Raw genomic sequence first — 21319 nt, forward strand, 5'->3', positions numbered from 1 at the left:
TCCAATTGAAATGCCCGAAACACAGCCGGGGCCGTCCCCCGCTTCGCAAGCACTTGCGCGCTTGAAGATGAACGGGAAACAGCCCCGGCTTTCCGGTGGAGCGGTCCGGACGAACCGCCGGACTCATTTGTTGTTTTTGCCCAACTCCCGGACTTTTTGCACCGCTTCGGGATTTTCCAGGGAGGAAAGATCCCCCTCCGCTTCCCCGAGATAAGCGGCGCGGATCACCCGGCGCAAAATTTTCCCGTTTCGGGTTTTGGGAAGCTCCGGCACGGCGTGAACCCGTTTCGGTTTCAACGCTTTCCCCATTTTGGCGGCCACAAAGTTGATCAATTCCGCTTCGAGGGCGGCCGGATCGGAAACATCCCCTCTCAGGGTCACGAAGCAAACGGCGGCTTCTCCTTTGTCACGATCCGGAATTCCGATGGTGGCCGCTTCCGTCACGGACGGATGATCCACCAACACCGATTCCATCTCCGCCGGTCCCAGTCGCTTGCCGGCGATTTTCAGGGTGTCATCGGAGCGCCCCGTGATGAACCAGTTTCCGTGATCATCGACCAGGACCCAGTCTCCGTGAACCCACACATCCTGAAAACGGCTCCAGTATGTGTCCAAATACCTGTCGGGGTCCTGCCAGAACCCGTTGGTCATTCCCACCCAGGGTTTTCTCAAAACGAGCTCGCCCACTTGCCCGCGTACCGGCGCTCCGGTTTCGTCCACCACGTCGGCATCCATTCCGGGAAGCGGGCCGCTGAATCCGCAAGGAACGGCCGGCTTCAGCAGATTGCCCCCCAAAATCCCGCCGGAAATTTCCGTTCCGCCCGAATAGTTGTAAATCGGAATCCGCTTTTGTCCGACATGTTCGAACAACCAGTGCCAAGGTTCGGGGTTCCACGGCTCGCCGGTGGAGCCGAACACGCGCAGGCTGGAAAGGTCATGTCCTTGGACCCAGGACTCTCCGTGCTTCATCAGCGCCCGGACCAACGTGGGGGAAATGCCGAGATGGCTCACCCCGTATGTCTCCACCAGTTTCCACAGGCGATCGGGAGCCGGCCAATCCGGGGTTCCTTCATACACCAGCATGGTGGCGCCGGAAAGAAGCGCGCCGAACACCATCCACGGCCCCATCATCCAGCCCATGTCCGTCACCCAGAACAAAATGTCTCCGGGACCCACGTCAAATCCGTAAGCGGCGTCAAACACGGCTTTCACCGGGAAACCGGCGTGAACGTGAACGGTTCCCTTCGGTTTGCCCGTCGTGCCGGAAGTGTAAATGAGCATGAACGGATCCGACGCATCCGTGTCATGAGGTTGAAGCGCTTTCATTTCCGTGGTCAGATCATTCCAGTCGACGTCCCGGCCGTCGTTCCACGGACAATCGCGGCCGAGTCTCCGCACGACCACGACCTTCTCCACCGAAGGAGACAAATCGGCCGCCCGATCGGCTTCCTCTTTCATGCGCACCACTTTGCCCCGGCGCAAAAATCCGTCCGCGGTGATCAGCAACCGGGCTTCGCATCCTTGAACCCTCGCCGCCACGGCCTCAGCTCCGTATCCCGAAAAACAAGGCGTGAAGATCGCTCCGATCCGGGCCACGGCAAGCATGGCAATCACATTTTCCGGGATCATCGGCAAATAAATCGCCACCCGGTCTCCGGGACGAATGCCCAATTGGCGCAGACCGTTTGCCGCGGCATTCACTTGTCTCCACAAATCCCTGTACGTGTACGTTCTTGCCTCCCCGTCATCCCCTTCCCAAATCAGGGCGAGACGGTGCCTCGACGCGGGATCGTCGACAAAACGGTCCAAGGCGTTTTCCGTGAGGTTCATTCGCCCGTCCACGAACCAACGGGTCCAGGCGATTCCCTTGGAGTCATCCATCACCCGGGTGTACGGACGGGTCCACCGAAGCCCCAAATCCTTCACCACTTCATCCCAGAACCAGCCCACATCCCGGACGGATGCTTCATAAAATGCGTCGTAATCGTCAAAGCCCAATTTTTTCATGAACCGGTACATTCTCGTTTGCCGCATCTCTTCGGGACTGGGAAACCAGACGGGTTGGCTCATGCACGATCACTCCATTTTTGAATATCATTACCTCTCACTATATTAAATCTATTATTAACATTGAGTCAAAATCTGTCCCGGGAGGATTTCATCCGCAATCCGGTGATTCCTCGTTCCTTTGCGGGCGACCAACCGGGGAAGCCGTCGGAGAATTTTTTCGGCAAAGCGGGGAAGTCTGGGGTATCATAATCAGGGAAAGGAGTGGCCGGTCATGACGCAGCCCAAACGAATCATCAAAAAAGAACTCCTCCACAGCCGGTTCCTCGGAGAAACAAAGGAAATTCTCGTATTCCTGCCGGATGAACACCCCGAACGGGAACTCCCGCTTCTCTTGCTTCATGACGGTCCCGATTACTTCAACCTGGGACGAATCGTCACGCAGGCGATGTCGCTGATCGCCGGGGGAGAAGTGATTCCCCTGGCCATGGCGGCCGTGCCCGTGATCAAAGCGAAGCGCAGCGCTCAATATTCTCCGGCGGGTGCCGAACACGCCGGCCACGTGCAAATGGTCACGGAGGAACTTCTGCCTCTGCTCCGCAGCCGCTTCCCGGTCAGCCGAAGGCGGGAAGATCTGGTAATCGGCGGTTCTTCACTGGGCGGCACCGTTTCCCTGCACATCGCCCTGAGTCGCCCGGACATCTGTGACCGGGTTCTCTCCCAATCCGGGGCGTTCCTCCCGCAAACCGTCGAAGCCGTCTCCGGCGTCCCCGACCTGTCTCTCCTGACCGTCTACCAGTCGGTGGGCCTGAAGGAGACGGCGGTACAGACGCACATGGGCACCCTGGATCTGGTGGCCCGGAATCGCGAAGTGCACAACTTGTTGCGCAAGAAAAACGCCCGGGTCCGCTACGTGGAAGCGGCAGGGGATCACACCTGGGGATTTTGGCAGAGAGACATTCCCGACGCCCTCCGCTTCTTTTTCGGAGCCTGAAACGGCAAAAGCGCCGCTCTTCCCTCGACGGAAGATCCGGCGCTTTTTCGATGTGACGGTTTGTCTCCCTTCTCAATTCCCGCCTCTGCCGGCGGAGGAATCCACGGTTCCTTCCGAAGCCAAAAATCCGATTTCCGGTTCGGCCAAAGCGAAATCCCTCAAAAAGTCCGACCGCGAAGTCTTCCCGAACAGCTCTTGATGTTTTTCGTCGAAGAAATGGTCGGAATGCCACGCGGACAGAAACAGGATGCCTTTCACCATCCACAGCGAGGGATGGGGCACATTCCACAGCGAACGGTTGGAACGAAACGAGGAGACGTCATTTCCCTGAGCGGCCACATGACTGCCGATTTCCCGAATCCATTCCTTCAGGGTGCGAACGATCCAATCGATCACCCCCGCCGCTCCCGGAACGTTCTCCACGGCATACGTGTTGAAGTATTTCTCCACCAGCTCTTTCTCCGGCAGGGTCCGGAAATCTTCCACGATCTGCTTCGGCAACCGGTGATACAAAAACGGCCCCCAGGTCATTTCACTGTATCGCGTGGGACGGAACAACAACACATAGACCACGTCGAACCATGCCCTGGGCTGCGGGCTCCCTTTCACGCCCGGTCCGTGCGGAATATGGTGCAACATTTTCGACAGCCACTTGCGGGAAAATTGCTCGTATTCCCGGGTGTACATCAACATTTCATGCCAGATTTCGTCCACTTCGTCACTGAACATGGAAACGTACGGCAACACCGCGGTCATCAGCAAGTACCGTTTCCATTCAAACCAGCGATTCTCCCATTCCGTCATCGTCATCCGGTATTTCCGGATCACCCGTTCCTTGACCTGTTCCACATACGTTTCATCCAAGGCGGCTTCCAGGTGGGACAACATCTTTTCCATGTCTTCGCGCACCGCATCCCCGTGTTCCTGAAATCCGGCCCCCGGCAACACATACAGACGGTTTCTTTCGCTTTTCCTGCCCGACCGGACGAACACATTGACGACGATGGCCGTGCCGATAAACAGGATCAAGAGAATGAACGCCAAAATCTCCATGTCTCCCATCCTTTCCCGTGACACTTTCATTCTACCTTCCGATCGCCAGATGAGAGAACAAAAAACTCCCTGCCGTCAGGGAGTGAAATTGACGAATGCGGGACTCATGAACCGCCGGTACCGTGCCCGACCGGGCGCATGCCGGGACGGAAAACGGCTCGGCGGGAGCGGCACCGGCTCCGTTCATGGAATACGGGTAATTCCCGGTCCCGCCTCTTCAGTCGCAATTCTTGTCGTAGGCGGAAGTGAGGTTGGCCACGATTTCTTCAAGCGGCACGTTTTCGATCTCGTGCCGGTGGATCATGTGCACCAGTTTGCCGTCTTTCATCAGGGCGTAAGACGGGGAAGACGGCGGCTCCCCTTCAAAATATTCCCGGGCGCGGGCGGTCGCTTCGCGATCTTGGCCGGCAAACACGGTGTAAAGATGGTCCGGCTTTTTCGGATGTTTGAGCGACTCGACCGCGGCGGGACGGGCCAGACCGGCGGCGCAACCGCATACGGAATTGACCACGACGAGCGCCGTTCCTTTCATTTCGCGGAACGCCTCATCCACTTCTTCCGGGGTGCGAAGTTCAACAAAACCGGCACGGGTCAACTCATCCCGCATCGGCTGGATCATCATTTGCAACTGTTGGATGTAAAAGTTTTGCGACACGGGTCGATCCCTCCTTCGGTCCTATTGTATCCCAAATCAAACTCCCTTGACCACTGCCAGCGGCCGAAGCTCGGCAACGACGGAAGCCAGTCCCGCGCCCACCACCGAGTCGATGATCTGGTCCACATCCTTGTAGGCCTGCGGACATTCGTCAAGGATGCTCTCCAGCGTCCGCTGGTTGACGAGGATTTCTTCCTCCGTCCCCACTTTGAGCGATTGCGCGAACTGGTCCACCGTCACGGTTTCCTTGGTGGCGCGGCGCGAACGAACCCGGCCCGCCCCGTGACAGATGGACCAGAAGTTTTTCGCCCCGCCCGGTTCGCCGACCATGATGTATGAGGACGTTCCCATCGACCCGGGGATCAGCGCCGGATGTCCGGTCTCCCGATACGCCTTGGGATTCAGGAAATGTCCCGGCGGCAACGCCCGCGTCGTTCCCTTCCGGTGCACCAGCATCGGTCGGTTCCGGTGAAATTCCTTGAGCGCATAGTTGTGCATCAAGTCATACAGGACGGGCATCTCGAACGAGGAGCCGAACACTTCACGCAAGCCTTCCCGCACCCCGAAGGCGATCATGTGCCGGTTGACCACGGCATAGTTGAGCGCCGAATACATGAGGTGAATGTATCTCTGCCCCTGTTCGCTGTCGATCGGGGCATACACCAGGTTGGGATCGGGGGTGCCCACGCCCCATTTCCGCATCGCTTCCCTGAAATCACGGGTGTACTTGGGTCCCAGCATCCCGCCCCAGGCTCTGGAACCGGAATGGATCATCACCACGATCTGTCCGTCGAAAAGTCCCCATTTCTCCGCGACTTCCCGTTTTTCTTCCCGAACGGTGACCGCTTGGAGCTCAATGAAATGATTGCCGCCTCCGAGCGTCCCCACGGTCTGCCAGGCGCGGGACCAGATCTTGTCCGGCACATGGTCGAGGTGGGACGGGTCGAAATCAAATTTTGCATGCTCCACATGCGTGACCGAACGACGCTCTTTCGGCGTATGGTGATCCGGCACGTACTTGGACGGAAGGCCGTGGATCCCTTCGGTGACGATGTTTTCCACCCGGATGTCCCGGAAATGGGACGCGTCCCGTTCGTTGACGGGAACGTATTTTTCAATCATGCGGATCATTTCCCGCCTGAGGCTCTTGTCCCGGATGTCCTCCCGTTTCAGCGGGGTCAGGTGAACCCGCATCCCGCAGCCGATGTCGGAGCCGACGATCGACGGGGAGACAAACCCGTCGCTCATGTTCCAGACGGCGGTGGTTCCGATGCAAGTCCCCACGCCGACATGGGCATCCGGTGTATAGCTCATGTGGACGTTCCGGGGGATGCGCAGATTGTTGTCCGCCATCTCGTACACCTTGTGATCCAGAGAAGCAAACACTTCGTCGTTGGCAAACACGTGCAATGTCCCGTGGGGAAGCGACACTTCCCGATGATTCTTCCGATGATCTTTGATCATGATCTCTCTTTCTCTCCTGTCTCCCGGTCCGGATTCGAAACCGGCAAGCCGGTTCCGGTCGGAACGATCGGCCGGTTGATCTCGTTTCTCCGGAGGCTGCTTCCCGGACGGGGGAAGCGCCAACGTTCCCTTTCGGAACCATCCTCCGGCACGTTTTTTCCCGCCCCGTGACAGATCAAAAACCACCATTTTCAAAAATCCCGGCAACTTCTCACTCTTTCACGCCCAGGAGTCGAAGGGCGTTCAGCGTGACCAGCAAGGTGGCGCCCATGTCGGCAAACACCGCCATCCACAAGGTCAACATCCCCGGAATGATCAGAAGAAGCGCCGCCAGCTTCAGCCCCAACGCCACGGCGATGTTTTGCCGGATGACCGCGACCGTTTTGCGACCGATTCGAATCAGCAGCGGCACTTTGCCCGGATCGTCTCCCATGATCACCACATCCGCCGTTTCCAGTGCGGCGTCCGAACCGACACCTCCCATGGCGATGCCCACATCGGCCGCCGCCAAAGCCGGAGCGTCGTTCACCCCGTCCCCGACCATGGCCACTTTCCCCGAACGTCCCAACCGGCGGATCCACGTCAGTTTCTCATCCGGAAGGAGTCCGGCATGCACCTCGGGGATGCCCGTCTCTTCTGCCACGGCCCTGGCGACCGTTTCACCGTCACCGGTGAGCATCACCGTTTGCCGGACGCCCAACCGGTTCAATCGCTGAACCATTTCCCCGGCCCCTTCCCTCACCCGGTCCGAAAGGCCGAACAGCGCCACCACTTCCCGGTCTGTCGCGAGCAAGACGACCGTCCGTCCAGCGGCTCCCGCGTCCGAAACCAGCCGCTCCGCTTCCGGCGGGAGGCCTCCTTGCACCTGTTTCCCGATCCAGTCCGGACGTCCGAGGAAACAAGAGGTTCCATCCACCAGCGCCCGAATGCCCTGACCGGACACCGACCGGAACGATTCCACCACGGGCCGGTGAACGTCAACCCCCGCTTCCTCCGCGTGCCGCACCACGGCACGGGCCAACGGATGCCGGGAATGGCGTTCCATCGCCGCCGCCACGGCAAGCCAGCGTTCCGGTTCACCCGCCAAAGCCACAAACCGGGTAACCTCGGGATGGCCGGCGGTGAGCGTCCCCGTCTTGTCAAAAGCGATCACGGACAAAGACGCCGCCTGCTCCAGATGAATGCCTCCCTTGATCAACAATCCCCGGCGGGCCGCACTTCCGAGAGCGGTCACCACCGCCACCGGAGTGGAAATCACCAGCGCGCAGGGACATGCCACCACCAACAGAGCCAGCCCCCGGTACACCCATTCGCTCCACCCGCCGACGCCGAACCATGGCGGGACCGTGGCCGTCAGCAGGGCCACCACCAGGATGACCGGCGTGTATTTCCGGGCAAACCGCTCGATGAACGACTGGACGGGGGCCCGTGCGCTCCGGGCCTCTTCCACGAGCTGAACGATGCGGGAAATGGTCGACGCTTCCGCCGGTTTCGTCGCCCGCACTTTCAAAAATCCCTCTCCGTTGAGCGTCCCGGCATACACTTCATCTCCGACCGACTTGTCCACCGGAACCGACTCCCCGGTGATCGCCGCCTGATTGACGGAGCTGGCTCCCTCCGCGACAATTCCGTCAAGAGGCACTTTTTGCCCCGGTTTGACGATCAGAATGTCGCCCGGTTTCACCTCCCGGACATGCACCGTCCGTTCTTCGCCGCCTTCTTCCACCACCGCCCGTTCAGGCGACAGTTCCATCAACGACCGGATGGAACGGCGTGCCCGGTCCATCGACCAGGATTCGAGGGATTCACTCACGGCAAACAGGATGACCACGGTCGCGGCTTCGCTCCATTCCCCGATGGCCGCCGCACCGATGATCGCCACGGTCATCAAGGCATTCATGTCGAACCGCAATCGAAAGAGTTGCCGGCATCCCTTGCGAAACAATGCCAGCCCTCCGACCAACATCGCCGCGACATAGCCCAACATGGAGAAGACCGATCCTTCCCCCGCCGTCCAGGCGATGACGGCCAACAGGGCGGCCAACGTCGTCCGCACCACGCCTTGCCGTTTCCAAAAAGGGATCCGGGAAGGGACCGGCGCCGTTTCCGGCAAGACGCGAATGCCTTCCGCGTCGCCCGCTTTTTCCAACACTTCGGACGACACTTGGCCGACGACGGTCAATCTGGAGGATGCGAAATCAACCCGTGCTTCCTCCACGCCGGGAATCTCCCTCACGCTTCGCTCAAACTGCTCCGCACATCCCGCGCAAGTCAGCCCTTCCAGCCGAAAGTTCACGGATTTATTCCCGCTCATGTTCCCGACCTTCTTTCCGGTGTTCAAATGCGACTTCCACCCACCGGCGAATGGGCTCTTCATCCAGCGAATAATACACCATCTTGCCGTCCCGCCTCCGCTTTGCCACCCTGAGACGGGCGAGCGACCTCAGGTGATGGGAGGCCGTCGCCGTGGAGGAACCGATGATGCAGGCCACGTCACACACGCACAGCTCGCCCTCACGGGAGAGCGCATACGCGATTTTCAATCGCGTGGGATCGGACAATGCCTTGAACATCGCGGCCGTACCTTCAAAATCTTCATGCTCCATGTCCGCGCGAATCCGGTTTGTCCGCTCCTCATCAACCGCAAGCACTTCGCAGCAACGCTCGTTTTCCATCCATCCCGCCTCCGAATCTTCATGGTCAAACAGGCCCCTGGCCTTCCGCGTTCAAGGCACGAATTCAGCCGAAACCTCTTCCGGAACAGATTCACACATTCACTTCCAATTGTCAAATGCTCATTTGAATGTTGGCGGGTTCCACTCAACCATGATCTTGGTATGCTCCCGCTCCTTTTTTGTTGCCGATCCGCAGCCGCCCGGCCCCGCTTTCCCCCTTCACGGTGTCTGTTCGTGAAAGGATGAAAAAACGGTTGCATCCATTATCGGACGCAACCGTTTCGGGATCACCGATTGTCCACGGTTTCCGGGTTCATGTCATGCATCGCCAGCCGCTGCTCGGCGATTTTTTCCCAGCGGGTGCCCGGTTTGCCCCAGTTGGCGTACGGGTCGATGCTGATGCCTCCGCGCGGCAGGAATTTGCCCCAGACTTCGATGTATTTGGGATCCATCTTGTCGATCAGGTCTTTCATGATGGTGACAATGCAATTTTCGTGAAAATCGCCGTGATTGCGATAGCTGAAGAGGTACAGTTTCAGCGACTTGCTCTCCACCAGCTTTTTGTCCGGCACGTAACTGATGTAAATCGTGGCGAAGTCCGGCTGATTGGTGATCGGACACAGGCTGGTGAATTCGGGACAATTGAATTTCACCCAGTAATCCGTGTCGGGATGCTTGTTGTCGAACGTTTCCAACACGTCGGGATTGTATTCAAAAACGTACTGCGTTTTGCCTCCGAGCAGTTTCAGGTTCAGCTCCTTGTCGTTTTGCGGCACGCTGTTTCCTCCTTTCCTGCATCAGTCGATCCGCTCAAATCTCGCCAGGGCCTCGTCGGTTTCCTGCACCTCGACCCAGCGGAGCGTCGGCCGATTGCTTTTCTGCGCGCACAATTCATCGATGATGCGGAAAAACACTTCAGCCACTTTTTCCGTAGACGGGGCGGCACCTCCCCGTTCGGGGTCGAATTCGGGAAAATCGTTCAGAAAATGATGGTCATACCGTTTTTCAATCGCGTGTTTCACGGTGCGAAAATCGATCAGCATTTGTTGCTCGTCCAGTTCCGTGCCCTCCACGCAGAAGGTGACTTTGTAATTGTGCCCGTGCACCCTCGCGCATTTCCCGGCCCCGGGAATCCGATGGGCCGCGGAGAGCCGGAAATGCTTGATCAACGTGTATTTGCCCTTCATGTCACTCACCCGGCCACATTCGGCCGTTTCCGGTAGGGAATGGGATCTTCCGTGCCGTTTTCTGCAAATCCTTTCAGCCTCAGCCGGCAGCTGTCGCATTCCCCGCATGCTTCCTCTTCCCCGTTGTAGCAGGAAGTGGTCAGCTCATACGGGACCCCCAGCTCCAGTCCGACGCGGATGATCTCTCCTTTGGTCAGACGGATCAGCGGAGTTTCGATGCTTATCTTCTCCCCGGAGGTGACCCCCATCCGGGTGGCCAGATTCACCGTCTCCGTCAGGGATGCGATAAATTCCGGTCGGCAGTCGGGATAGCCGCTGTAATCGACGGCAGTGACACCGGTATAGATGCGCGTCGCGCCGATCACTTCGGCATACGCGGTGGCAAGCGAAAGAAAAATCAGGTTGCGCGCGGGCACGTACGTGTTCGGGATGCCTTCTTCCGATCCGCCGTCCGGCACGTCCATCGACAGATCGGTCAGTGAGCTGCCGCCGATTTGCCCCAGGAAAGACACGTCGACGATCTTGTGCCGGTCATGGACGCCGTAAAAACGGGCCACCCGTTTCGCATGTTCCACTTCGCGGTCATGACGCTGGTTGTAATGAAACGTGATGGGATACAGTTCATATCCGTCCCGTCGGGCGATTCCCATGCAGGTGGTGCTGTCGAGGCCGCCGCTCAGGACGATGACCGCTTTTCGGCTCATCCCCGTTTCCTCCTTCTGTCACACTCCCCGGGTTTCCGGGTGCCAGATGATCTTGTGCAGTTGCAGACTCAGTTTCACATCCGTCAGTTCGTGCGCCAGCATCAGCTCCACCAGCCGCGCCGGCGGCATCGTTTCCCAAACGGGACTGAACAGGGGCTGTCCCTCTTTCACCCGGGTGCGCAGGACCTCGACGGCTTCGCGAAAGTCCCGTTCATCCGCGATGACGAATTTGATCTCATCCCGGTCCGTGAGCAGATCGAGATTTTCCGGGATCATCCGCTCCGTCTCCCCGCTGGCCGGCAATTTCCAATCGAGAATGAACCGCACCTTTCGGCCGTCCGGACCGCCCCGTCGCCAGGCATCGAAGGGATGCAGCGCGACCGCTCCGTTGGTCTCCACGTGCACGTCCCGCACATGGTCCAGCCGGGCCAGTTCCCTGAGCAGAAGCAGCGACTTGTCCCCGTGCATCAACGGCTCCCCGCCGGTCAGGCAGATATGCCTGGCGGGAAAGGTTCTCACCCGGTCAATGATCTCCCGGACCGAAGCCACGTATTCCGGCTTGGCAGGTGCGTAGCTGTACGGCGTATCGCACCAGGTGCAGCGCAGATTGCAGTTGTATACCCGAACAAACGTGGTGGGGAATCCGGCTCTCGTCCCTTCCCCTTCCACTGTCTGAAACACTTCCACCATCGGGAGCTTCACTTCATCCAAGCGTTCGCTGGCATCCAATTGTCGCACCTCTTTTCACCGTGGGAACGACCGGTTCACAGAAACACTATTCTACTAGAGCCATGCTATCATTTGCAATCCTGAAAACGCAAGCCGGACACATTCATGGCAAAACTGTCTGAAAGAACGCAAAAAACCGTCGGCCGGGCGCGTGTCCCGCACGGTTCGAAACGGTGCGGGAACTTTCCGAATCCACTCATTCTTCCAACGCATCGACGATCAGCGAAACCCAAACCGGTCTCCCGGCCGCATTGCGATGACCGAGGCCAAAATCCGTTCGACCTTCCGGATACCGTCGAGTCGTTCCGCATCCACATGACCGAATTTGATCTCAAAACCGGGCACCGGCTCACCGAGGGATCCAACCCCGATCCCGGACGGTTCCCGCCGGGATCGCCTCGATCCAATGCTTGGCGTTCTGGTCGGACAGCATTTCATACGCCTTCCGGTTCAGCCGGATGAAAGGCATTGACATCCGTGCTCCCCTCCTTTATTCTCTTGAAAATTCCCGATCTTTGTTCTGTTGATTCCCATATAACCGAACACGGGTCGGGCAAGACAGGAGGTTCCGCATGAAACACTCCAATGATCCAACGCCGGTCCGTTCCGGATCCACCGCCCGGTTCCGGCCGCTTCGCCGGACCGCCAAAGAAGTGACCGATCCCGCGCGCATCGGGGAGTTTCTCCGAACAGCGCATGTCGGTGCGCTCGGACTTTCGGATGAAGAAGGAACCTACGTGGTCCCCCTCAACTTCGTCTGGCACAACGGGCGCATCTACTTCCACGGAAGCGACGAAGGGCGCAAGGCGGACGCCATCAAGCGCGGCGGAACGGTTTGTTTCTCCGTGTTTGAAGAGATCGCCGTCACCTGTGATCCGGTACCGGCGTTGACCGGTGCGGCCTATTTCAGTGTCATGGTGTTCGGGCACTGTGTGCCGGTCGAGAATTTGGATGAAAAGACGGAAGCTTTGCAGGCGATGCTGGACAAATACGTCCCCGGCTATTTTTCCGAACCTCTGTCGCGCACGCACGTGGACCGCTACCGCTCGGGCATGGGCAGCCCCACGGTGGTGTACCGGATCGATCCGGTCCGCATCACCGCGAAGGAAGACAACCCTCCCACAGACAAATATTTTGTTCCCGGGCGCACGAAAGAACAAGATCTGAAGCGTCGGAAAGCATGACAAAAACCGCCGGCGTTCCCGGTCGGAATGCCGGCGGTCCATGTCTTGAGAGGTTTGCGTTCAGCACCAGCCGATGTCACAGTCATCGGCATAGTTTCCTTGCAGGCGATTGCGCTCGTCCGGGTAGGCGGCATACAATCGGCCGTTGTCCAGTTCAAATCCTTCCGACATGTCGGTGCCCGCACTGTCCGGGACAAAACGGCCGATGGGCTTGTGATTGTAGTACAAAACCCATTCACCGTCTTGCAGTTTGGCCGTCACCCGGTCAGTGATGTCGATCCGCCCCGCTTTCATGACAACAAACCTCCTTGCGTCGTTGGCAATGATGGATGTTGTTCTTACTTTTTCTCTGAATTCACGCATGTCAAACCCGTCGTTCCCGGTAAATTTTCCCTGATCGAATCAAGGATTCACTCTTGTCCGATCTCCCACCGGCGGTAGATCTGTCGGAGTGAATCGGAGAAAGCGAGAAGCACGGGGAACATTTTGTCTCGCAACCCTCTAGGGGGATCTGCTGTTTTCTCGGCCGGAAGTACAGAAAAACGCGGATTCCTTCAGGGGCGGGGGTATCCGGTCGCTCTGGGCCCAGCCGGATCGGATGGATTTTCGATGGATCATCGCACTCCCCTTTGGAAGATTCTGGTCAAACCCACATAAATCATTTATAATGAAATCATTACTGACCAAGGAGGGCATTCAAATGAAAACCATGATGAATCAATCCGTACCAGCATATAAGGGGAAAACACGTTCTTAAATGGTAATGATATACCCCTTATATGTGTGACCAAAAAAACACAATAAAGGGGTAAAATCATGCGATTTCCGGTAAAAAAGTTTTTCTCCTATTACAAACCGTATTTCACGTTGTATCTGTCGGTACTGGCGTGCGACTTTTTCGTATCTGTCGTGTCTTTGGCGTTTCCGTTGCTCGTTCGGTACATTACGAAAGATGTGCTGGAAGGAGATTTGTCCACTGCACTGAGTGAAGTGTATTGGATCGGTGGGCTGATGCTCGTTTTGGTTGTGATTCAAAATATTGGAAATTACTATGTGGATTACAAAGGTCATGAAATCGGTGCTCGAATGGAAAGTGATATGCGCAGTGAATTGTTTGCGCACATGCAAAAGCTTTCCTCGAGCTTTTATGATAAAGAAAAGACAGGTCAGCTCATGTCTCGAATAACGAACGACCTGTTGTTGCTTTCTGAACTGTACCATCACGGTCCGGAAGACTACGTCAAGTATCTCACCCGTTTTATCGGAGCATTTGTCATTTTGTTCTTTATAAACGCACCATTAACAATCGCCGTTTCTTGTTTTTTGCCTTTCTTGGGCGTCTTTTTATTGTATTTCAACAAGAAGTTGAACAAAACACTAAGAAGCAACAAAGAACGGATCGGGGACATAAACGCACAGGTAGAGGACAGTCTATCGGGAATCCGTGTTGTCAAATCATTTGCCAATGAGCAGCTGGAGATCGAGAAGTTTAACCGTGAAAATGATCGTTTCCTCGAGAGCCGAAAGAAAACATACAAGGCTGAAGCGTATTTTTTCAATGGGGTTGAGGCGTTTATCCAACTGATTACAATCACGGTGATCATCTTTGGTAGTGCAAGTATCGTCAACCACACTTTTGAGTTACCGGATTTGATCACTTTTTTGCTGTATATCAATTTTATGATTGAGCCCATTCGAAGGTTGACTCATATGAGCACACAGTTTCAAGAAGGAATCACCGGCTTCCAACGCTTTATGGAAATCATGAATCTGAAGCCGGCCATCAAAAACAAGCCAAATGCCATAACCCTGTCAGAAGTGCATGGTGAAATTGAATTCAAGCAAGTTTCCTTTCGCTACGATGACCATTTGGGCAATGTTCTCGATAACCTGTCGTTTCGTGTACAACCGGGAGAATACGTTGCGTTAGTTGGTCCGTCCGGAGCGGGAAAAACGACATTATGTTCGCTCATTCCCCGCTTTTATGATGTAACAGATGGAGAAGTGTTACTCGACGGGATCAACGTTCGTGACATCGACCTTATGTCATTAAGAAAAAACATCGGTATTGTGCAGCAAGATATCTACCTTTTTGCGGGAACCGTGATGGAAAACATCCGTTACGGAAATCCGGCGGCCAGCGAAGAAGAAATTATCGACGCTGCCAAGCGTGCCCATCCCATGATTTTATTATGAGCTTGCCAAACGGCTACCACTCCGAAATCGGACAACGAGGTGTCAAACTGTCAGGTGGTCAAAAGCAACGGCTGAGTATCGCTCGCGTATTCTTGAAGAATCCCCCCGTTCTCATTTTCGATGAGGCAACGAGCGCACTGGATAACGAGAGTGAAAGCATCATACAAAAATCATTGGAATCGTTGGCAAAAGGAAGAACGACCCTCGTTATTGCCCATCCGGGTTTGTTGCAGGGCCTCAGCGGCTTCTCTGGCATCATTCATCACTCCCCAGCGGCCCAATCCGCGGCAAGCATCTTGATTGCCGCCCGAACTGCGCTCTCCAAGTCCGCTTTTGGCGGCTCGTTGGCATCTTCTACCCAAGTTTGTCGCTCGATCTTCCAGTTGGTCCCGTCAAACGTCACGCGGGCCACCCGGTGAGTCTGGAAATTGGAGCCATCTCCAGGGTCCAGCTCAACCCACACCTGATTTACCTGCCCGGTTTGCGGATCCGGGGGTTGGTGGACGTTGAACTTTGGTGTGTTTTCCATGCTTTCACCTCCAAGTCTCTGATTCAGCCCGCGCCACTTCGACCAGCCACGTAACCAGCAGAATGAAAAACAGCGCGGTAAACACCCTTACCCCGCCTTCTGCATGTAAAATATCGCGCTTCCTGGTGAGATCCGGACGCCCTGCTCCATTTCAGCCCGTTGCAGAATGTCCAGGATCTTGGCCATCTCTACTTGCGCCTCCTCCACCTCGCATCGGCCGAGCGCGATATATGCCCGGCTTACGGCCTCCAGCAGTTGTCCTCTGATGCGCTCGCTCATGCTGTACCTCCAAATTTCTTGTTGTGTTCCCGGTGGTTTCCAGGTAAATTCTTGGGTAACAGAAAATTTTACGGATGGAGGTTGCCGATGCAACAGCCCCAGTATCACCAGCCTCGGCTGTCGCTTTGGGCGGATCGCCTCCGGTTGATTGACAAAGTATCGATCCCAAAGGGGATCCCCGCCATCTATGCGGTGGTGAACCTGATCAACCAGCGGATGTATATCGGCCGGACACGATGTGCCCGGAAACGGGCGAAGGAACATCTGAGCCATCTAAAAAACGGCACACATCACGTCGTTGATCTCCAGGTTGATTTTCGTCGATTCGGTCCGCAATGGTTCGAGTTCAGGGTGTTGGAGATTGTTTCTGATCCGGCCGATCTCGAAGCCAGGGAAGACGAATGGATCTTGCGGCACTCAAAAGCCCAATTGTACAACGCGCCTGCCGAATACGACCGGGCTGGCCGTCGTCGCCGCCGGCGCATTAGTCGGTATGTGCAAGGCTCTCTGTTTGAGTTTGCGGATGATGTCGCCCCGTGAGGGGTTCTTTTTTTGTCTTCAAATACTTTACAGAATATGAATTCTGTCAATCTTTTTCCTTCCGAAGCCTTGAAAATACTTTACAGAATACGTTATAATCGAAGTGTCTGATGCTTTACAGAATACGGTTCAATTGAGGTGACCAGGATGAATTACCTCGACCGTTTTGAAACTTGGCTCAAGGAAGAAGGGAAAGGCGCTCTCACCATTGACGAATACCTCCGATCCGTCCGGCTCTTCGAAAAGTGGTATACGGAGAGCGTGGACGATGATTTTGAACCCGCCAACGTCACCGCTCTCGACATCCAGGACTGGAAGAAGCACATGCAGATCCACGACAAGCTCCAACCGGCCACCATCAACAAGCGGATCTCCGCTTTGAAGGTGTATTGGTCGTTTCTCGTGGACCAAGAGCTCGTCAAAGTGGATGTCGCCCGGAAAGTCAAAGTCAAACGGGTTTCCAAACTGACCGAAGCTCCCCGTTGGCTGGATCGGAAAGAGGTCGCCAAAGTTCAGCACGCCATCGAATCCGAAGAGAACCCATGGAAACGAGCCAGGAATCTCGCCATGTTCATGTTCATGTTGAAAGCCGGCCTTCGGATCAGCGAGGTGCGTGATCTCGATGTGGCGGCCGTGGATGAACGTTACTGGCGCGTCACCATCACCGCAGGGAAGGGTGGCAAGTGGCGTATGGTCCCGATGAACCCCGATCTCATCAAGGCTTATCAGGAATGGATGAAGCACCGGAGCAATCCGGAAACGGACCGCCTATTTGTCACCCGTGACGGCAAACCAATGAGCCGCCAGAACATTCACCAGCAACTTGAAAGATACTTCAAAGTCCTTGATGACAAGGAAGTGTCCGCCCACTGTCTCCGCCATACCTTTTGTAAAAGCCTCATCGACCAAAAAGTGGACATCCAGAACGTGGCCGCGCTGGCCGGACATGAGTCCATCGAAACCACCCGGAGATATACGACACCATCAGAAAAAGAGCTCCGGAAAGCTGTGGAGCTCATCAGCGAAGAAAGGTGATTCGATGAGTCAAGTGGTTGTTCAGTTCGACCGGATCATCCCCGTCGAAGATATTTTCCATCCTGGCTTTGCGTATTGGATTCGGAAACATAATTTGCGTGGAAGTAGCGGTCTTTACTTCTTCTACAACGCTTCGGGCGAACTACTGTATTTGGGATGGTCACGCTATCTGACAGATCGAATCCGTCAACATTTGAAAGGCAATTCCCGAAACACCAAACACTTCATTCATGAAGTCACTGAAGTTCGCATTCTTTGGGCTGAATCGTTTGATGAGTTCAGGAAACGTTACCCCGATTGCGTAGACATCGAATACTACCTGATCCATCACCTAAATCCCAAGTACAACGCATCCAGACCCAATCCTTTCACCGCCTCATGAGGGGCGGTTTTTTTCATGTAAACATCCGCTTCCTCCACGGCACCGGAGAGAACCGGACATCGCGGCCGGGAAACTCCTGCTCCCGGATCTGGTCCAGCTCGCACTCGCAAGCCCACCAGGGCATCAGTTCGTCGTCGATGGTGACGTAGTACCACCGCCGGAAATCAATCCGCCAGCGATTGAACAGCAGGATATAGCCGACACGCCGCTTCCAGTGTGGGACGATCCGGATCATGAAATCACCTCAAAAGAAAACGTCCTGCCGAAAGACAGGACAAAAAACATAAGTATTTTTTATACTTCCTATTGACACGTATTATTTATACGTGTTATACTGGTATCAGAAAGGAGGTGCGAGATTGGGCAAGGTCTTCACTTGGCGCGAAGTGAAAAAAGCGCTTCGAAAAGCCGGGTTCCGCTTCGGGCGGCAAGGCAAGGGAAGTCACGAAATCTGGGTACATAAGGACGACCCGAGCCGACAAGTCACCCTCGCAATCCACCGGGAAGGTGACACGGTGAAGAAAGGAACCTTGGCAAACATTGAGCGCCAAGCCGGGATGAAGCTCTTCAAGTAATCCCGGCGCCGCCGGGGAGGGATTCCCCTCCTCGGTGGGTCTTCGCCCAATCTCAGCCCCTTCATTATACTGTACGGAGGGATGCAGCTTGAAGAACCACTATGTGTATCCGGTCGTGTTTGAGCAGGCGGAAAACAACGTCTCGTTCTACTTTCCGGACTTTCCAGGGACGGCCGGTTCGGACGAAAACGTCGTAAAAGGGATTGATCGTGCTCGTGATCTGCTGGGCCACGAGATCGCCCGCTATGAGCGTCAAGGCAAAGAGCTTCCGACTCCGTCCGATCCGAAGGACATCGAGCTTTACGATTCCACTGACCGGATCGTCTTCATCGACGTTTGGGTTCCGCCGTACCGCGACGCAGAAGCAAACAAAGCGGTCAAAAAGACCGTCACTCTTCCGAAATGGCTGAATGACGCCGGTGATGCGGCCGGGCTGAACTTCTCCCAGCTTCTTCAGACGGCCGTCAAGCAAGCTCTCGGCATCCAGGATCATCGCTGAACCCTGGAAACCGTCTCCCGAACAGGAGGCGGTTTTTTGTGCAAAGAAAAACCCCCGAACCGGTGACAAACAGCAGGAGGGTTTTTTGGAGCCGGTCGGGGGATTTTTGATTTGTCCGAAATGGGTTGAATGGGTTGGATCCCAGGTGCCTCGCATTTCCACGATCCGCAACGCCCACCGAATTATCGTGCTAACAAAGGACGGTATTGTGGAACAAGGTACTCACGATGCGTTACTTGCACGAAATGGAGTGTATGCAAACCTGTATTCCAAACAGTTTGGATTACAAGCAAAATTTCATGAAACCCAAAGGTGATAAAACGATGACATCCATGCGGTGTTGATGATCTGTTGAACAAGCTCACTGTTCTCGCAGTGAGCTTGATTTTTATACTGCTAAACACCAGCCCCACTCGATTCATTTGCATGATGTCCATTTCATCACATCGAACGAGTGCGCCGATTTGCGCCGTCTGACCCCGTTGTACTCTGTAGATGTCGTTGTACAACTGCTGATTGCCCTGCTGCTTCGGGGTGTCTGAGAACGCTTGAGCTGTGTGAGGCCCTTGGCACCTGAAGATGGACCGGATCCGCCGTTTGCCGGAGTTCCGGTTTGTACACCCGGACCGAAAACACAAAACCGGCCACCCCTCATGTCCGGGTATGGCCGGTTTTTTCCCGCCCGTGCGGAACGCTCAATCATCATCGGCGTCTTGTCCGGAATCCTTGTCCCGGAACCATCCCTTCCCATTCTCTCCGCGGAAGAACTTCCTCAGCCCCGATTCGGAAGCCGGGTCTTCCGCATTTTGTTCCACGGCGCTCTGCGCGGGTGCCGCCGGAGATCCGGATGAATCATCCTGGGCGTTCCATGCTTTGACAAGAGTGAGAATGAACAGCGCCAGAAACACCCACGAACGTCGAAGCCGTTTGCGCACGGGACCGGGGAGCTCGGCACCGGCAAACCGCGCCCTGTGAAGAGCCGCCTTGTACGCGGCCGGCAGCGCCATGCCGATGAACAACAAAAAAAAGACGAAAGAAAACGCTTTGAGCATCAGGCCGTCTCCCCTGTTTGTCTTGAGCTTCTCTTCCATTCTACCGATTTCGGAAGCGGGGATGAACCCGTCAAAATGGCACGAAGCACGAGTTGCATCCCCTTCACCGCTCCCCCGACGACAAGCGTCTTCTCCCCGGATCCGTTCAGTGGATCAGCTTCCGCCGGATTCGCTCCATGGCTTCGGGAGCGTTTCCGTGAATATGACTTCGTTCCTCCGCGAGCAATGAAACCAGCCACTCTTGCTCGGCCGGTTCCAGTTCAGCCTGCAGATCCCTGAACTTTCGCTGAAGACGACCGATCATTTGAAGGTTTCGTTCCCTGCCTTCCTCCGGCGTCTGATGCAGTCGTGCTTCTTCTTTTTCCAACCATTCCGAGAGCAAATTCATCTCTTCCAACGTGAATCTCATGGACAATCCCCCTTGCGAGTGATCGTCCATAGTATGAAGCCGGCATTCCAAACCCATACGAAGAACCGGATCGGGGGAAAAAGCAGGAACGGAACAGACAAAGAGAAAAGATGTCCCAAGGTCCGCTTCGGCCGCACGGAGATTCGAATCCCGGGACGGAATCTTCGCCGGTCTCTTTGGTCATCCTCCGAAAGGCATGATTCATTCATCCCGAAGCATGCGCCCCATTCGTTCAGCCGTCAGTTTCATGGCTGGAACGAAGCTGATCATCGTCGGTTCATTCATCCGCAGAACGGGGCCGGACACGGTGAGAGCGGCAACCAGTTTGCCTCCGCGGGAAAACACGGGCACGGCGACCGCGGCGGTCCCTTCTTCCCGTTCCTCCACGCTGAGCGCAAAGCCGTCCTCCCGGATCTTCTCCAGTTGCGCACGAAACGCATCCTTGTCAACGGTTTCCGGCCAATCCGGATCGGTCAACACGGCCCGGAGCAGTTCCCGATCGCCGTATGCGACCAACACTTTGCTGGACGCCCCCACGCTCAGTGGCATCCTGGCACCCACGGGCGCGACGCGCCGGATGGCCTGACGGCTTTCCACCGCCTGGATGCGCACGCGCTCCAATCCGTCCCGGACGTACAGACTCACCGTCTCATCCAGCTCGTCGCGAAGCCTTTCCATCTCCGGCAACAGAAGAACGGCCGGATCGTCGGATCGGTTGAGACTGGCGGAAAGTTCCCAGATGCGAAAACCCAGCTCGTACTTGTCCGTGCGCGGATCCCGCTTGACAAATCCCTTCGCCTCCAGCGTGGCGAGGAGGCGAAACACCGTGCTTTTGTTCAAGCCGGTCTTTGAAGCGATCTCCATCATTCCCAGTTCGGACTGATCCACGAAACAGAGCAGGATGTCGAGGGCCCGCTCGGCCGCCCGGACCGTGGTTTTCTTTTCATCTCCCAACGGACAACACCTTCCGTGTTTCATTCCGCGAAACATGTTTTCAATCATTATACCTCCCAAAGGAGGAACAGAAAAGAAACGTCTGCAAAAAATATCAAGGGAATCCGGCGTCGCGCTTTCTCTCCCGCGACAAGGAAGGCTCTCCGTTCCGACCGGGTTTTCCGGGAAAAAACCGCAGGGAACGCCGGCGGACTTGCCGGTATGCCTTGCGGAAAAG

At 56.0% G+C, this 21319-nt stretch carries 25 protein-coding genes and 1 pseudogene; 8 read left to right on the forward strand and 18 right to left on the reverse strand.

Annotated features, from left to right (window positions below; genetic code table 11):
- Positions 1-123 precede the first annotated feature (123 nt).
- Positions 124-2070, reverse strand: coding sequence for an AMP-binding protein (locus EG886_RS10680; RefSeq protein WP_124728120.1), 1947 nt, complete (start codon positions 2068-2070; stop codon positions 124-126).
- A 211-nt stretch (positions 2071-2281) separates the two neighbouring features.
- On the opposite strand from EG886_RS10680, the gene EG886_RS10685 reads away from it, so the two are divergent.
- Positions 2282-3001 carry an alpha/beta hydrolase gene (locus EG886_RS10685; RefSeq protein WP_124728121.1) on the forward strand — a complete coding sequence of 240 codons (720 nt, stop codon included), beginning with the start codon at positions 2282-2284 and terminating at the stop codon, positions 2999-3001.
- A gap of 72 nt (positions 3002-3073) precedes the next feature.
- On the opposite strand, the gene EG886_RS10690 is transcribed toward EG886_RS10685, so the two are convergent.
- The 10 genes from EG886_RS10690 to EG886_RS14065 form a co-directional block, all read right to left on the reverse strand.
- Positions 3074-4054, reverse strand: coding sequence for a glycine-rich domain-containing protein (locus EG886_RS10690; protein WP_124728122.1), 981 nt, complete (start codon positions 4052-4054; stop codon positions 3074-3076).
- 217 nt (positions 4055-4271) lie between these two features.
- Positions 4272-4676: a BrxA/BrxB family bacilliredoxin gene (locus tag EG886_RS10695; protein ID WP_124728762.1), complete on the reverse strand. Its 405-nt coding sequence runs from the start codon at positions 4674-4676 to the stop codon at positions 4272-4274.
- A 69-nt stretch (positions 4677-4745) separates the two neighbouring features.
- Complete coding sequence (locus tag EG886_RS10700; RefSeq protein WP_124728123.1) at positions 4746-6173, reverse strand: RtcB family protein; 1428 nt, start codon at positions 6171-6173, stop codon at positions 4746-4748.
- A 211-nt stretch (positions 6174-6384) separates the two neighbouring features.
- Positions 6385-8487, reverse strand: a complete 2103-nt coding sequence (locus tag EG886_RS10705; protein ID WP_124728124.1) for a heavy metal translocating P-type ATPase — start codon at positions 8485-8487, stop codon at positions 6385-6387.
- Positions 8474-8848, reverse strand: a complete 375-nt coding sequence (locus EG886_RS10710) for an ArsR/SmtB family transcription factor (RefSeq protein WP_124728125.1) — start codon at positions 8846-8848, stop codon at positions 8474-8476. Before EG886_RS10710 ends, EG886_RS10705 begins: the two co-directional genes overlap by 14 nt.
- Before the next feature lie 287 nt (positions 8849-9135).
- Positions 9136-9624: a preQ(1) synthase gene (gene queF, locus EG886_RS10715; protein WP_124728126.1), complete on the reverse strand. Its 489-nt coding sequence runs from the start codon at positions 9622-9624 to the stop codon at positions 9136-9138.
- Between the two features lie 21 nt (positions 9625-9645).
- Positions 9646-10035, reverse strand: coding sequence for a 6-pyruvoyl trahydropterin synthase family protein (locus EG886_RS10720; protein ID WP_124728763.1), 390 nt, complete (start codon positions 10033-10035; stop codon positions 9646-9648).
- Positions 10036-10040: 5 nt separating this feature from the next.
- Entirely contained in the window at positions 10041-10739 is a 699-nt protein-coding gene (gene queC / locus EG886_RS10725; protein WP_124728127.1) for a 7-cyano-7-deazaguanine synthase QueC, read from the reverse strand.
- A gap of 18 nt (positions 10740-10757) precedes the next feature.
- Positions 10758-11429: a 7-carboxy-7-deazaguanine synthase QueE gene (locus tag EG886_RS10730; RefSeq protein ID WP_124728764.1), complete on the reverse strand. Its 672-nt coding sequence runs from the start codon at positions 11427-11429 to the stop codon at positions 10758-10760.
- A gap of 388 nt (positions 11430-11817) precedes the next feature.
- Positions 11818-11943 (reverse strand): hypothetical protein, encoded by a 126-nt coding sequence (locus EG886_RS14065; protein ID WP_277423817.1) that lies wholly within the window; start codon positions 11941-11943, stop codon positions 11818-11820.
- Positions 11944-12040: 97 nt separating this feature from the next.
- On the opposite strand from EG886_RS14065, the gene EG886_RS10735 reads away from it, so the two are divergent.
- Positions 12041-12652 (forward strand): pyridoxamine 5'-phosphate oxidase family protein, encoded by a 612-nt coding sequence (locus EG886_RS10735; RefSeq protein WP_124728128.1) that lies wholly within the window; start codon positions 12041-12043, stop codon positions 12650-12652.
- A gap of 60 nt (positions 12653-12712) precedes the next feature.
- Here EG886_RS10735 and EG886_RS10740 read toward each other — a convergent pair whose 3' ends face one another.
- Entirely contained in the window at positions 12713-12946 is a 234-nt protein-coding gene (locus EG886_RS10740; protein WP_164491798.1) for a DUF2553 family protein, read from the reverse strand.
- Positions 12947-13468: 522 nt separating this feature from the next.
- Between EG886_RS10740 and EG886_RS10745 the strand changes: the two are divergent.
- A pseudogene (locus tag EG886_RS10745) lies at positions 13469-15066 on the forward strand (ABC transporter ATP-binding protein); the annotation flags it as partial.
- Positions 15067-15110: 44 nt separating this feature from the next.
- Here the strand turns inward: EG886_RS10745 and EG886_RS13770 are convergent.
- Complete coding sequence (locus EG886_RS13770; RefSeq protein ID WP_164491553.1) at positions 15111-15377, reverse strand: hypothetical protein; 267 nt, start codon at positions 15375-15377, stop codon at positions 15111-15113.
- Positions 15378-15464: 87 nt separating this feature from the next.
- Positions 15465-15656, reverse strand: coding sequence for a hypothetical protein (locus EG886_RS10750; RefSeq protein ID WP_124728130.1), 192 nt, complete (start codon positions 15654-15656; stop codon positions 15465-15467).
- An 87-nt stretch (positions 15657-15743) separates the two neighbouring features.
- Here EG886_RS10750 and EG886_RS10755 point away from each other — a divergent pair, with 87 nt between their 5' ends.
- From EG886_RS10755 to EG886_RS10765, 3 genes are all read left to right on the forward strand, one after another.
- A complete protein-coding gene (locus tag EG886_RS10755; protein ID WP_124728131.1) occupies positions 15744-16196 on the forward strand; it encodes a GIY-YIG nuclease family protein in 453 nt (150 codons plus the stop codon).
- 147 nt (positions 16197-16343) lie between these two features.
- A complete protein-coding gene (locus tag EG886_RS10760) occupies positions 16344-17231 on the forward strand; it encodes a tyrosine-type recombinase/integrase (protein ID WP_124728132.1) in 888 nt (295 codons plus the stop codon).
- A gap of 4 nt (positions 17232-17235) precedes the next feature.
- Positions 17236-17613 (forward strand): GIY-YIG nuclease family protein, encoded by a 378-nt coding sequence (locus EG886_RS10765; RefSeq protein WP_164491799.1) that lies wholly within the window; start codon positions 17236-17238, stop codon positions 17611-17613.
- A 13-nt stretch (positions 17614-17626) separates the two neighbouring features.
- Here EG886_RS10765 and EG886_RS10770 read toward each other — a convergent pair whose 3' ends face one another.
- Positions 17627-17848: a hypothetical protein gene (locus EG886_RS10770; protein ID WP_124728134.1), complete on the reverse strand. Its 222-nt coding sequence runs from the start codon at positions 17846-17848 to the stop codon at positions 17627-17629.
- Positions 17849-17972: 124 nt separating this feature from the next.
- Here EG886_RS10770 and EG886_RS10775 point away from each other — a divergent pair, with 124 nt between their 5' ends.
- On the forward strand, positions 17973-18188 hold the full coding sequence (locus tag EG886_RS10775) for a type II toxin-antitoxin system HicA family toxin (protein WP_124728135.1): 216 nt from the start codon (positions 17973-17975) through the stop codon (positions 18186-18188).
- Positions 18189-18276: 88 nt separating this feature from the next.
- Positions 18277-18687, forward strand: a complete 411-nt coding sequence (locus EG886_RS10780) for a type II toxin-antitoxin system HicB family antitoxin (RefSeq protein WP_124728136.1) — start codon at positions 18277-18279, stop codon at positions 18685-18687.
- Between the two features lie 695 nt (positions 18688-19382).
- Here EG886_RS10780 and EG886_RS10785 read toward each other — a convergent pair.
- The 3 genes from EG886_RS10785 to EG886_RS10795 all read right to left on the reverse strand — a co-directional run bounded on the left by EG886_RS10785 (position 19383) and on the right by EG886_RS10795 (position 21102).
- The gene (locus tag EG886_RS10785) at positions 19383-19739 is read right to left on the reverse strand and encodes a hypothetical protein (RefSeq protein WP_124728137.1); all 357 of its coding nucleotides are present in this window, start codon (positions 19737-19739) and stop codon (positions 19383-19385) included.
- 145 nt (positions 19740-19884) lie between these two features.
- Positions 19885-20148, reverse strand: coding sequence for a hypothetical protein (locus tag EG886_RS10790; protein WP_124728138.1), 264 nt, complete (start codon positions 20146-20148; stop codon positions 19885-19887).
- 201 nt (positions 20149-20349) lie between these two features.
- The gene (locus EG886_RS10795) at positions 20350-21102 is read right to left on the reverse strand and encodes an IclR family transcriptional regulator (RefSeq protein ID WP_124728139.1); all 753 of its coding nucleotides are present in this window, start codon (positions 21100-21102) and stop codon (positions 20350-20352) included.
- Between the last annotated feature and the right edge of the window lie 217 nt (positions 21103-21319).

The organism is Staphylospora marina, from assembly GCF_003856495.1.
Taxonomy (GTDB): Bacteria; Bacillota; Bacilli; order Thermoactinomycetales; family Thermoactinomycetaceae; genus Staphylospora; species Staphylospora marina.